Raw genomic sequence first — 12,732 nt, forward strand, 5'->3', positions numbered from 1 at the left:
AAATGGGGGGCGTCATGAAAACGGGTCGGATGAAAAAAGGCATGACCATCGCGGCACTCGCGGGATTGCTGCTCGGCACGGCACCCGCCGCCCACGCGCAGGCAGCATCCGGCTGGCGCGAACGGCTCGAAACCTTTGCCCATGACCATTTCCGCCACCCCGCCTGGGGCTGGCAGCACAGCCGCCGCGATTACGATCTGGCCCGCACGCTCGCGCGGAGTGATGGAGTGGCCCTCGACGACGACGTCCTGTTTGCCGCCGCGTTCATCCACGACATTGCCGCCTTTGCGCCGTGGGAGGACAAGGACCCGAGCCACGATCACTCCGACGTGGGCGCGGACAAACTCGGCCCCGTCCTGCTCGGCCTCGGCTTCCCCGCCGGAAAAATAGAGCAAGTCCGAACAGCGACCCGCACGCACATGTTCTATCGCCAGGCTTCATCGCCCGAAGCGATCTACCTCCATGATGCCGATGCGCTCGACTGGCTCGGTGCGCTGGGTGTCGCGCGTATTCTGGCTACGGTCGAACACGGCAATCCGCCGCCCTCCCCCGCAGATCCCGACGCAGAGCCCGATCTGCCGCACGCCCTCGCGACGATCGAGCGCAACCTCGCCCAGGTTCCACCCGGCATCCAGTCTCCATCCGCCCGCATTCGCGCGGCTGCACTGGTCGAAGAAGCCCGAGGCCTGCTCACCCGGATCAGAAGTGAAGCGAACGGCGCGCTCTAATTCAGCAAACACCCCCGCAACCTGAACACAAGCCAACGAAGACATTCAGCCTCGCGCCAGCGCAACCGAGTCATGGTGTTTCCAACGCCCGCCAACGGGCAAATCGAAAACAGGAGACATGCCATGACCATTCGGCTTCCTCGCCTCAAGACGCTGACACTGGCCCTCGGCGCAGCTCTGGTTGCAAGCGCCCCGGCCTATGCCGATCCCTGGGACCATCGCGGGCCTGGCCCCGGCCCCGGCTTTCATGGGCGCGACATCGGCGCGGTCTGCTCCAACGGACGCGCTCGCGAACTCGAAGGGCGCCTGCGTCACGCGGTCGACGAACATCGCATCGATTTCCGTGCCGCTCGCCGCATCCACGGTTCGATCGAGCGACTTCAGCGCCGTTCCGATCGCGCCTGCTTCCGTCACGATGACCGCGAAATTCACCGAATCGCCGACCAGTACGACGGCATTTCCGTCTGGATCGACCGCGAAGCCTCGCACCGCCGCTGGTAATCGCCCACCCCTGCAACCGGAGATCTCGTCATGGTCCCGCATTTTCACCGCCGCGCCGCCGCTCTGGCCATGGGAATCGTGCTGGTCGGACTGACTTCGGCCTGCGCCGACGACTATTACGACCATCCCGGCTATGCGCGCGGCTACAACGATCCGGCTATCGACGCCGTCTGCTCGAACGGTCGCGCCCGTGAACTGGAAGGACGCCTGCGCCACGCTGTGGACGAAGGACGCATCGATCCGCGCCGGGCAGACGATCTTCACGCCGCGATCGATCGACTCGAAAACCGCGCCGGCCAAGAATGTGCCGAACACGACACGGCCTCGGTCCACCGCATTGCGAACGAGTACAACGGCCTGGCCGAGCAGATCGACCGCTCGACCTGGCGCCGGAACTGGTAACTGAGGCCCCAAGAATGAGGCCCCAAAAAATGATGTCAGCCGCGCCCGCGATAGGGGGCAACCCCCTGATCGGGCACCCACAGCCCGGCGGGCGCGGCGTCCGATTGCCAGAACACGTCGATGGGAATGCCTCCGCGCGGATACCAGTATCCGCCGATGCGCAGCCAGCGCGGCTGCATTTCGGTGAACAGGCGCTTGCCGATCCCGACGGTCACATCTTCATGGAACCCGGCATGATTGCGGAACGAACCGAGAAAAAGCTTGAGCGATTTCGATTCGACGATGCTTTCGCCCGGCGCATAGTCGATGACGAGATGCGCGAAATCGGGCTGTCCGGTCACCGGGCACAGCGACGTGAACTCGGGGGCCGCAAAACGCACCAGATAGAGTTCGCCCGTCCGGGGATTGGGCACATAGTCAAGCACCGCTTCGTCGGGCGAAGCCGGCAGCGCGCTGGACTGGCCAAGGTGAAGAGGCTTGATGTCGGCCATGAAAAACATCCTTTCTGCGCCAGCCCATGCCGTTTCCGGGCCACCTGGGCAAGCGTGTCGCAAGGGAAACCCCACAGGCCCGGGCTTTACCGTTCGTTTCTCCCCATCAAACCGCCTCGACGCGCGCCGGACCATTGGTTAGGGTTGGGTGCTTGTACACCCGCGTCAAGACGGGTCGCGTCAGGCAGGAGCAACACTACCATGGATTCGCTGGTTTCCACCCAATGGCTCGCCGATGAAATGGGCGCCAGCGACTTGCGCGTGGTCGATGCCAGCGCCTTTCTCCCCGAGCACCAGCGCGACGCGGCCGCGGAATACGAAGCCTGTCACATTCCCGGCGCGGTTTTCATGAATCTCGACGATCTCGTCGATCCCGCTGCCCCTTACGCCAACACCCTGCCCACGGCAGAGAAATTCGCCAGCCGAATGCAAAGCCTCGGGCTCGGCGACGGCAGCCGCATCGTCGTCTATGACGACAGCCCGATCCATTCTTCCACTCGCGCATGGTTCATGCTGACCATGTTCGGCGCCCAGAACGTCGCGCTGCTCGATGGCGGCATTGCCAAGTGGAAAGCCGAAGGGCGCCCCTGTGTCGAAGGACAGGAACGCCTGCGCCACCGGCACTTCACCGTATGGAGCGATCCCAGGCAGCTCCGCAGCAAGGCGCAGGTCCTAGCCAATGTCGACAGCGGCAAGGAACAGCTCGTCGACGCACGCGGCGCCGGACGCTTTACCGGCGACGTTGCCGAAACCCGCCCCGGCCTTGCTTCGGGCCATATTCCGGGCGCGCGCAACCTGCCCTATACGGATCTCTTCGCCCCCGACGGCACCTGGAAAACGCCCAAGGATCTGCGCGCGGCCTTCGTTGCCGCCGGGATCGACCTCGACAGACCGCTGATCGCCTCGTGCGGGTCGGGCATGACCGCCAATGTGGTCCTCTTCGCCGCACATTTGCTCGGCAAGACCGACATCGCCCTTTACGACGGCAGCTGGGCCGAATGGGGCGCCGACCCCGCCCTGCCGGTGGAAACCGGCCCCACGCGCTGATCCCTGCGATGGGCCGTCCCGACATCCGACGTCCGGCCCGAAACGATCGTGCGACGAACGGTGCGGCCTGATGGTTGTCTTCGCTTACCAATCCTGCTTTGGCCCGACATCATGAACGACGATACGACCGATCGCACCGGAACGCGCCTTGCCGCGCTGGGCCGCCGCCCCGAATGGACCGGCACTCCCGAACACCCCGGCGCGGTGGTCAATCCGCCGGTCTGGCGCGCGAGCACGCATCTTTACCCTGACATGGCCGCCCTGCGCGGGCACCCCGCCAATGAGGACGGCAATTTCTATTACGGACGTCGCGGCGCCCCGACCCAATGGGCGCTTGCCGACGCGCTGACCGCGCTCGAACCTGGGGCTGCAGGCACGGTGCTCTATCCGTCGGGCGTTGCGGCCATCGCCGGAGCCTTGCTCACCGTCCTGCGCCCGGGCGACGTCCTCTTGATGACCGACAACGCCTATGAGCCCAGCCGGGCCATGGGGCGCGGCCTGCTTGCCGATTTCGGCATCGAGACGCGCTGGTTCGATCCGACCGATCCCGACAGCATGGCCGCCGCGATCTGCCCGCGCACGCGCGCGGTCCTGCTCGAAAATCCGGGCAGCCTGACGATCGAGATGGCCGACATTCCCCGCCTTGCCGCGCTCGCACGCGGCCATGGGCTGGTCAGCCTGCTCGACAACACCTGGGCTTCACCGCTCGGTTTTCCGGCACTTGCCCACGGTATCGACATTACCATCATGAGCCTGACCAAGCATGTCGGCGGCCACTCGGACGCAATGATGGGCTCGGCGGCGGCGGGCCCCGAGTGGTATCGCAAGCTGCGCCTGCGCGCGCAGAACCTGGGCATTGTCGTGTCGCCGGACGATGCCGCGCTGATGCTGCGCGGATTGCGCACGCTCGAAGTGCGGCTGGAACGATCGACCAAGAGTGCGCTCGCCATCGCGCAATGGCTCTCCACACGCACGGAGATCGCCCATGTCCTGTGTCCGATGCTGCCCGGAGCGCCGGGCCATGACCTGTGGCAGCGCGATTTCACGGGCGGCTGCGGCCTGTTCAGCTTCATTCTGAAGGGCGGCACCGGGCCTGCGCGCGACGCGCTTATCGACGGCCTTTCCCATTTCGGTATCGGCTATAGCTGGGGTGGCTTCGAAAGCCTTGCCACTCCGGTCGACCCTGCCCCCATGCGCAGTGCGACCCCGTGGCCGCCTGCCGCCTGGGATCAGGCCGACCGCTTCGGCGTACGCCTTGCCGTGGGACTTGAGGACCCTGCCGACCTTATCGCCGATCTCGATCGCGGCCTTGCCGCATGGCATCGCGCCGGAGCTGCTGCATGAGCGCGAACCACCACGTCATCACACCGGCCGCGATCGCGCGTCACCCGCTCGTGCGTCAGACCAAGGACGCGATCCAGGCGCTCGACGACATCAGCATCGACATCGGCCATTACCATCTCTCGCTGCTCAACGCGTTGTGGATGGCGATGGTCGTCATCCTTGCCTTCGCTCTTGCGCAAGGGTGCAGCAAGCTCGCCCGGAGGCTGGTACGCCAGATCAAGGGGCTCGACCCGACCCAGATGGAACTGGGGGAAAAGGGCGTCACGCTCGGCGTCTGGGCTTTCGCGTTCCTTGCCACCATCGACGCGCTCGGCATCAGCCTCACGGCCTTCACGGTCTTCTCCGGCGCCTTCGGCCTTGCCATCGGTTTCGGTCTCCAGAAAACCTTCGGCAATCTGATCGCGGGGATCATCATCCTGATGGACCGTTCGATCAAGCCGGGCGACGTCATCGCCGTCAACGACGGCACCATGGGCGTGGTCCGCAAGATCGGTATCCGCGCGGCGACCGTCACCGCACTCGACAATCGCGAATACCTGATCCCGAACGAAATCCTGATGACCAGTCAGGTCGAAAACTGGTCCTATTCCTCGCGCGAGGTATCGATCTCGGTTCCGGTCGGCATTTCCTATGACAGCGATCTCGACCTTGCCGAAAAACTGCTGCTCGAAGCGGCCCATTCGGTCGAGCGCGTGCTGGCAACCCCTGCCCCCAGCGTGATCGTCAGCGCCCTTGGCCCGAGTTCGATCGACCTCACCGTCTCGGTCTGGATTCTCGATCCCGAACGCGGGGTCGGCGGCATCCGCTCGCAAGTGCTCAAGGCGGCATTGCGGCTGTTCAAGGAGAACGGGGTCGAGATCCCCTTTCCCCAGCAAGACCTGCGCCTGCGCAATTCGGAAGGTTTGCAAGCTCTTGCCGGCATGGCCCGACGGCCCGATCCGGCCGGGTGATCGCCCGCTAAAGCTGGCCTAACCCATATCCAAGCGTTTCTCGCTGGCGAACCGAGGCTCTTGCGACCATGTGCGATCCCATGACCGAGCCTCATTCATCCCGCGATGCTGCATCCCCGCGCGTCGGCACTGTCCATCTGGTCGGTGCAGGACCGGGCGATCCCGACCTGCTGACACTGCGTGCGGCGCGGTTGATCATGCATGCGGGGCTTGTCGTCCATGACGGACTCGTCGATCCTGCGATCCTTGCGATGGCGCCGCGTCAGGCCCGTTTCATTTCGGTTGCCAAGAGCCGCTCGCGTCACACCATGGCGCAAGAGGACATCAATGCACTCCTCGTGCGCGAGGCGCTGGCCGGAAACGACGTCCTCCGCCTGAAGGGGGGTGATCCCTTCATCTTCGGGCGTGGCGGCGAGGAAATGGAAGCCTGTCGCGCCGCCGGTGTCCCGGTCGAAGTGGTGCCGGGGGTCAGCGCGGCCCTGGGCGCAGCGGCGGCCTCGGGCATTGCCCTTACCCATCGCGAAGCGGCCTCGACCGTGTCGTTCGTCGCGGGCCAGTGCAAGGGCCTGTCCGAACAGGACTGGGCCGGCCTTGCCGGTAAAGGACGCACGCTCGTCATCTACATGGGCCTCGCCACGGCCGAAGCGATCACCGACAAGCTGATCGCCGACGGCCTTGCCCCCGACGTGCCGGTGGCCGTGATCGAGAACGGAACGCGCCCCGACATGCGGGTCCTGCGCGGCGTTCTGGCCGGGCTTGGCGATCTTGTTTCAGGGCACCGGGTCAAGAGCCCGGCGCTCATCATCATCGGCGAAGTGGCCGCGCGCGACAGCGTGGCCGACTTTGCCCGACTGGCGGAGACCGTGCTTTGAGCGGCGAACGTGTGAAAATCCTGACCGGCAACGACCTTCTCACCGGTGATGTGACCTGGTGGACCGGAAACGGCTGGTCGCGCCATATCGCCGATGCGGCTCCCGTCGGTGACGACGCGACGCAGATCGCCCAGAGCGAGGAAGCCGACCGCAAGGTCGTCGGCGCCTATGTCATCGACGCCCAGAGCGATGCGGAAGGCCTGCGCCCCGCCCATATCAAGGAACGCATTCGCGCCCTTGGCCCGACCGTGCGGCTCGACCTGTCGCTGCGCCCCAACGACCCCGCCGCGTCCGCCTGGATCGCCTGAGCTTCCCGAGGATCCCATGCCGATGTATCAGTACGACACTCATGACCAGGCAATGGTCGATGCCCGCGTCGCGGAATTCAGCGATCAGGTCGCCCGCCGCCTTGCCGGTACGCTGAGCGAGGAACAGTTCCGCCCGCTGCGCCTCAAGAACGGCCTTTATCTCCAGCTTCACGCCTATATGCTGCGCGTCGCCATTCCCTATGGCACGCTCAACTCGCGACAAATGCACATGCTGGGCGACATCGCGGACAAGTACGACCGCGGGTACGGCCACTTCACCACGCGCCAGAACATCCAGTACAACTGGATCAAGCTGGAAGACACGCCCGCCATTCTCGCCGATCTTGCATCGGTCGGGATGCACGCGATCCAGACCAGCGGCAACTGCATCCGCAACACCACCGCCGACCACTTCGCCGGGGCTGCTGCCGACGAAGTCGCCGATCCGCGCCCCTATGCCGAACTGCTGCGCCAGTGGTCGACGTTCCATCCGGAATTCGATTACCTGCCGCGCAAGTTCAAGGTCGCCATCATCGGCAGCGATACCGACCGTGCCGCCATGCGCCTGCACGACATCGGCATTCAGGTTGTGAAGAACGACGCGGGCGAAACCGGCCTCAAGGTCTATGTCGGTGGCGGCATGGGCCGTACGCCGATGATCGCCCCGGTGATCCGCGAATTCCTGCCGCCGCTGCAGATGATCAGCTATCTTGAAGCCTGCCTGCGCGTCTACAACCGCTATGGCCGCCGCGACAACAAGTACAAGGCGCGCATCAAGATCCTCGTCCATGAGATCGGCGCCGACGAATATCGTCGCCAGGTTGAAGAGGAATTCGCCCATATCCTGACGCTCGGGCTCGAGCCGCCGCCGGCCGAACTCGAACGGATCAAGGGCTTCTTCGCCGATCCCGCGTTCGATACGCAAAGTGCCGACACGATCGACCGTTCGGACCCCGATTTCGCTCTCTGGGTCGACCAGAACGTCCATGCGCACAAGGCGCCGGGCCACGCCATCGTCACGGTCAGCCTCAAGCCTGCGGGCGGCATTCCCGGTGACGCCAGCGCGGACCAGATCCGCCTGCTTGCCGATCTTGCCCGCGATTACAGCTTCGACGAACTGCGCGTCACCCATGCGCAGAACATCGTTCTGCCTCACGTGCGCAAGGCCGACCTTTACGCGATCTGGCAGAAGCTCGACGCGGCCGGGCTCGCCAATGCCAATCTCGACCTTATCGGCGACATCATCGCCTGCCCCGGTCTCGATTACTGCAGCCTTGCCAATGCGCGGTCGATCCCCGTCGCGCAGAAGATCTCGGAGCGTTTCGCCGACCCGGCCCGCCAGGCCGAAATCGGTGAGCTGAAGCTCAAGATCTCGGGCTGCATCAATGCCTGCGGCCACCACCACGCCGGTCACATCGGCATTCTGGGTGTCGACCGCAAGGGCACCGAGAACTACCAGCTCCTGCTCGGCGGTTCGGAAGGCGCGGACACCTCGCTCGGCACCATCGTCGGCCCCGGCTTTTCCGAAGACGGCATCGTCGATGCCGTGGAAAAGGCAACGCAGGTCTACCTCGACCGCCGCGAAGACGGCGAGCGGTTCCTCGATACCTATCGCCGCCTCGGCGTCGCCCCGTTCAAGGAAGCAATCTATGGCTGATACTCTGCTGCGTTTCCGCGACGATGCCGCCTCGACCGCGCCGGTCGTATCGCTTGCCTCTCTCCATGACGCGGGGGGCAATGCGACGGCGGTTCGGATCGAACCGGGTGAAGACGCTCGCCTGCTGCTGCCCCTGCTCGACCGCCTCGAACTCGTCGAAGTAAGCTTCCCGGCTTATACTGACGGGCGCGGCTATTCGGCAGCCCGCATCCTGCGCGAATACGGCTATGCCGGGGAACTGCGCGCGGTCGGCGACGTGCTCGTCGATCAGCTCAGCCACTATCGCCGTTGCGGCTTCGACGCGTTCCTGCCCAACCAGCCGATCACGCGCGAAGCTGCCGAAAAGGCGTTCGCGACCTGGCCGGAAGTCTATCAGCGCACGGTCGATGGCCGGACGCCGATCTGGGCTGCGCGCCATGGCTGACATAGCGAAGCAGGGATCGGCGGAGCGCCGCGTCGATCGGCTCGATCTCGGGCCGCGCTTTACCGAAAGCGACGCGATCCGCCTCAACAACCTGTTTCGCGGCAGCGACACCCGCGAGATGCTGCGCACGGTAATCCGTGACCAGTTGGCGGGTGATCTTGCCGTCGTGTCGAGCTTCGGCGCGGAAAGCGCCGTGCTGCTGCATCTTGTCGCCGAAGTCGACACCGGCGTCCCGGTGCTGTTTCTCGACACGCTCAAGCATTTTCCCGAAACGCTCGCCTATCGCGACCGTCTTGTCGCCCATCTCGGGCTGACCAACGTGCGCGTGCTGACACCCGATGCCGACGTGCTGGCGAAGAAGGACGAGAACGGGCTGCGCTGGTCGTGGGACCCGGACGGCTGCTGCGAAATCCGCAAGGTCGTGCCGCTTGCCCGCGCACTTGCCGGCTTCGACGCCTCGATCACCGGGCGCAAGGGCTTCCAGTCGAAGACCCGCGCGGGCCTGCCCCGTTTCGAGATCGATGCTTCGGACGCGCAAGGACGGCTGAAGATCAATCCGCTCGCCAACTGGTCGGGCGAAGACATCGAAGCCTGGTTTGCCGCCTACGACTTGCCGCGCCATCCGCTTGTCGAACAGGGGTACCCCTCGATCGGTTGCGCGCCCTGCACCAGCAGGGTCGCAGAGGGTGAAGACCCCCGTTCGGGCCGCTGGAAAGGCTGGGACAAGACCGAATGCGGCATTCACGTGCCCGGTCACAAGGACGACGGCGACGACCTGCCCCCGGGCTACGAACCGGTCTTCTGACCAACGCGAAAACGGCCTCGATGCGCAGAATGCATCGAGGCCGTTTTCGCTTTTACACCGGGTTCGAGAATTTCAGCCCCATGTCCTTGAGCAGGCGGCGATAGAACATCGAGCTCATGTCGGCGGGAAGATGGGCTTCGGCACTCGGGTCCAACGGCACAAAGGCCGGTTCCTGCGTCTCGACGATCATCCGGTCTTCCTCGAACACGCGCGCGTTGAAGGCATAGACGTCCTCGACCGGCAGGTCGGTGTCGAAATTGCGCGCGATCGGCGCGAACATGCGGGTCATCCGCGCCGAGACCGGCGAGGCCGCATTCATGATGACCAGCCTCCCGCCTTTGGGAAAATGGATTTCCAGCGTGGCGGTAAAGGGTGGCGTGCAGCGGAAATGGCGCAGCCACTGGAACCCTTCGGGCCCCTTGTGCTCGACGCCTGCCGGATAATTGCCCACAGAACTCCAGTATTCGGCTTCGAAGCCATAATCGGTCAGACGCGGACGATAAGTCGGAACCCCCGGATTGTTGGGGTCCGCAAACGTCGCGGTATGGACGAAAGCAAAGTGCGCGACGTCGAGGAACCCTTCGAGCTGGCGCCCGGCAAAGCCGCCGATGTCGACCGAGGGGCAGGTAATCTGCTGGAATTCCGGCTCGTCCCAATGCGGCATCTCCGGAATGGCCGGGTCCATCCCCGGTTCGGGATCGAGACAGGTCCAGATCAGGCCATAGCGCACGACCGCCGGGAACGTGCGCAAGTGGAATTGCGGCGGTACGGCCCGTTCGGAATGAGCCGGGATATGCACGCATTGCCCGCCCATTCCGAACCGCAGCCCGTGATAGGGGCATACGACGCCGTCCTCGGCCTGTTCGCCAAGGCTGAGCGGAACGCCGCGATGAGGGCACCAGTCAGGCGCCACGACGACGCTCTCGCCTGCACGATAGATCACCAGCCGCTGGTCGAGCAGCCGCGTCGCCAGCGGCTTTTCCCCCAGCTCGCGCAGCAATGCGACCGGATACCAGTGCTTTGCCAGAATGGCGCGGTCGGCAGGATCGAAGCTGGCTTCGCGCGGCAAGACGGCAGGGGGGACTGGTCCGGTAGGCACGGTCGTAACGGGGGCATTCATGATCTGGGTTGCTCCAGCGGAGGGGATATCCCTAGATCGCCCGCCACCCCCTCTCGATCAAACGCAATGATTTTGACGGGTTGTTGCAAAAAACAGAGCGGATAATTCCCACGCCTGGCCGAACGGACGAACGGCAAAGGTCATAATCCATCGTGCAGGGGTGGCGCCGAGAGCGAAAAAAAGCTATGCGCGCGTATCGATTGCCCACGACCGACCGCGGGCCAGTCTCGCCAGCCCGAGCGTTCGGCTCCCGCAGGATAATACAGTCCGGTGCTGCCGTCGTTTTTCGGCAGGCCCAAAGTCATGAGCACTATGCCCTTTTCGTCCCTTCCCAACCTGATTTCACAGGCGCTTGCCGAACAGGGCTATGCCGAACCGACTCCGGTTCAGGCTGCCGTTCTGGGCGCCGAAGCGCATGATCGCGACCTCCTCGTTTCGGCCCAGACCGGTTCGGGCAAAACCGTCGCATTCGGCGTTGCCATGGCCGCACGCCTGCTCTCCGAAGACAACGGATTCAACCGTGCGCCCGGCGCACTGGTGATTGCCCCCACCCGCGAACTGGCGCTTCAGGTCAGCCGCGAACTGACCTGGCTGTTCGGCAAGGCCGGCATCCGCATCACCACTTGCGTGGGCGGGATGGATGCCGCGCGCGAACGCCGCACCCTGGCACAAGGGACGCATGTCGTCGTCGGCACGCCCGGCCGTCTGCGCGACCACCTCGAACGCGGGGCGCTCGATCTGTCGGCGCTGCACCATGTCGTCCTCGACGAAGCCGACGAAATGCTCGACATGGGTTTCCGCGAGGATCTCGAGGAAATTCTCGAAGCCACGCCCGAAGGTCGCCGCACCCTGCTGTTTTCGGCGACGATGCCCAAGCCGATCGTGGCGCTGGCCCGTCGCTACCAGCGTGACGCGCTGCGCATCTCGACCGTCAGCGATAACGTCGGCCATGGCGACATCACCTATCAGGCGGTAGCGGTCTCTCCGGCCGACATCGAAAACGCGGTGATCAATCTCCTGCGTTTCCACGAGGCGGAAACGGCCATCCTGTTCTGCGCCACGCGCGACAATGTCCGCCATCTCCATTCCTCGCTGATCGAGCGCGGTTTCGCGGCGGTCGCCCTGTCGGGCGAGCACAGCCAGAACGAGCGCAACAACGCACTCCAGGCCCTGCGTGACGGGCGCGCACGGATCTGCGTGGCGACCGACGTTGCCGCGCGCGGGATCGACATTCCCTCGCTCAGCCTCGTCATCCACGTCGAAGTGCCGCGCGATGCCGAAGTGCTGCAGCACCGCTCGGGCCGTACCGGTCGCGCCGGACGCAAGGGCGTTGCCGTGATGATCGTGCCTTATCCGCGTCGTCGCCGGGTCGAAGGCATGCTCCGCATCGCCCGCGTCACCGCCGAATGGGTGCCGGTCCCCAGCCCGGAATCGATCCGCGAACGCGATCGCGAACGCCTGCTTGCCGATCTGCTCCAGCCGATCGAATCGAGCGATGCCGACCGCGACCTTGCCGAGCGCATTCTTGCAGCGATGAGCCCGACCGATGTTGCGCTCGCCCTGGTTCAGGCCCGCAAGCGCGGCATTCCCGATCCCGAAGAGCTGATCGAACAGTCGCAGGCCGACGCGCCGGTGCGCGGCGCCCGTCGCGAAGGGTTCGACGACGTGGTCTGGTTCCGCATGGACATCGGCCGCCGCCAGAATGCCGATCCGCGCTGGCTGCTGCCGCTGCTCTGCCGTCGCGGGCACATCACCCGCAACGAAATTGGCGCGATCCGGATCGCCGCGAACGAAACCTATTTCCAGGTTCCCAGCGCGATCGAAGCCAAGTTCCGCGCCGCGCTCAAGCGCACCGCCAATCCCGGCAGCGACGACGAAAGCGGCATCACCATCGAGCCTTCGCCCGAAGCGCCGCAGGACACCGGCCGCGACCGCCCGCGCGGCGCGCGCCACAATGCCGGTCCCGGACGCGGTCCGCGTGGCAAAGGCCCCGGACGTGAAGGGGGCGGTCGCGGGGCCCCCGGCGGCAAGCCCGACGGGTTCAAGCGCAAGGGCCCGCCCCGCCACCGCGACTGATATCGCA

Annotated in this window: 14 protein-coding genes; 12 read left to right on the plus strand and 2 right to left on the minus strand. The window is 65.2% G+C overall.

Annotation, left to right across the window (positions count from 1 at the left end; translation table 11 throughout):
* Window positions 1–41 precede the first annotated feature (41 nt).
* From Y88_RS16690 to Y88_RS16700, 3 genes are all read left to right on the plus strand, one after another.
* A complete protein-coding gene (locus Y88_RS16690) occupies window positions 42–728 on the plus strand; it encodes an HD domain-containing protein (protein ID WP_232281128.1) in 687 nt (228 codons plus the stop codon).
* A gap of 123 nt (window positions 729–851) precedes the next feature.
* Complete coding sequence (locus Y88_RS16695) at window positions 852–1,229, plus strand: hypothetical protein (RefSeq protein ID WP_008071378.1); 378 nt, start codon at window positions 852–854, stop codon at window positions 1,227–1,229.
* 30 nt (window positions 1,230–1,259) lie between these two features.
* Complete coding sequence (locus Y88_RS16700; RefSeq protein WP_008071386.1) at window positions 1,260–1,631, plus strand: hypothetical protein; 372 nt, start codon at window positions 1,260–1,262, stop codon at window positions 1,629–1,631.
* 35 nt (window positions 1,632–1,666) lie between these two features.
* On the opposite strand, the gene queF is transcribed toward Y88_RS16700, so the two are convergent.
* Complete coding sequence (gene queF, locus Y88_RS16705) at window positions 1,667–2,131, minus strand: preQ(1) synthase (protein WP_008071387.1); 465 nt, start codon at window positions 2,129–2,131, stop codon at window positions 1,667–1,669.
* Window positions 2,132–2,323: 192 nt separating this feature from the next.
* Here queF and sseA point away from each other — a divergent pair, with 192 nt between their 5' ends.
* The 8 genes from sseA (at window position 2,324) to Y88_RS16745 (ending at window position 9,529) form a co-directional block, all read left to right on the plus strand.
* Window positions 2,324–3,169 carry a 3-mercaptopyruvate sulfurtransferase gene (sseA, locus tag Y88_RS16710; RefSeq protein ID WP_008071388.1) on the plus strand — a complete coding sequence of 282 codons (846 nt, stop codon included), beginning with the start codon at window positions 2,324–2,326 and terminating at the stop codon, window positions 3,167–3,169.
* Window positions 3,170–3,280: 111 nt separating this feature from the next.
* A complete protein-coding gene (gene metC / locus Y88_RS16715) occupies window positions 3,281–4,513 on the plus strand; it encodes a cystathionine beta-lyase (RefSeq protein ID WP_008071389.1) in 1,233 nt (410 codons plus the stop codon).
* Window positions 4,510–5,463 (plus strand): mechanosensitive ion channel family protein, encoded by a 954-nt coding sequence (locus Y88_RS16720; RefSeq protein WP_008071390.1) that lies wholly within the window; start codon window positions 4,510–4,512, stop codon window positions 5,461–5,463. Before metC ends, Y88_RS16720 begins: the two co-directional genes overlap by 4 nt.
* A 68-nt stretch (window positions 5,464–5,531) precedes the next feature.
* Complete coding sequence (gene cobA, locus Y88_RS16725; protein WP_008071391.1) at window positions 5,532–6,335, plus strand: uroporphyrinogen-III C-methyltransferase; 804 nt, start codon at window positions 5,532–5,534, stop codon at window positions 6,333–6,335.
* A gap of 11 nt (window positions 6,336–6,346) precedes the next feature.
* The gene (locus Y88_RS16730) at window positions 6,347–6,643 is read left to right on the plus strand and encodes a DUF2849 domain-containing protein (protein WP_008071392.1); all 297 of its coding nucleotides are present in this window, start codon (window positions 6,347–6,349) and stop codon (window positions 6,641–6,643) included.
* Between the two features lie 22 nt (window positions 6,644–6,665).
* Window positions 6,666–8,300 (plus strand): nitrite/sulfite reductase, encoded by a 1,635-nt coding sequence (locus Y88_RS16735; RefSeq protein ID WP_026166901.1) that lies wholly within the window; start codon window positions 6,666–6,668, stop codon window positions 8,298–8,300.
* A complete protein-coding gene (locus Y88_RS16740) occupies window positions 8,293–8,724 on the plus strand; it encodes a DUF934 domain-containing protein (protein ID WP_008071394.1) in 432 nt (143 codons plus the stop codon). The genes Y88_RS16735 and Y88_RS16740 overlap by 8 nt, the downstream gene beginning before the upstream one ends.
* Window positions 8,717–9,529 (plus strand): phosphoadenylyl-sulfate reductase, encoded by an 813-nt coding sequence (locus Y88_RS16745; protein ID WP_008071395.1) that lies wholly within the window; start codon window positions 8,717–8,719, stop codon window positions 9,527–9,529. Before Y88_RS16740 ends, Y88_RS16745 begins: the two co-directional genes overlap by 8 nt.
* 52 nt (window positions 9,530–9,581) lie before the next feature.
* On the opposite strand, the gene Y88_RS16750 is transcribed toward Y88_RS16745, so the two are convergent.
* The gene (locus Y88_RS16750) at window positions 9,582–10,649 is read right to left on the minus strand and encodes an aromatic ring-hydroxylating oxygenase subunit alpha (protein ID WP_269724245.1); all 1,068 of its coding nucleotides are present in this window, start codon (window positions 10,647–10,649) and stop codon (window positions 9,582–9,584) included.
* 312 nt (window positions 10,650–10,961) lie between these two features.
* On the opposite strand from Y88_RS16750, the gene Y88_RS16755 reads away from it, so the two are divergent.
* Window positions 10,962–12,725, plus strand: coding sequence for a DEAD/DEAH box helicase (locus Y88_RS16755; protein ID WP_018075624.1), 1,764 nt, complete (start codon window positions 10,962–10,964; stop codon window positions 12,723–12,725).
* Window positions 12,726–12,732 lie beyond the last annotated feature (7 nt).

Origin of the sequence: Novosphingobium nitrogenifigens DSM 19370, assembly GCF_000192575.1 — a bacterium.
Lineage (GTDB): Bacteria > Pseudomonadota > Alphaproteobacteria > Sphingomonadales > Sphingomonadaceae > Novosphingobium > Novosphingobium nitrogenifigens.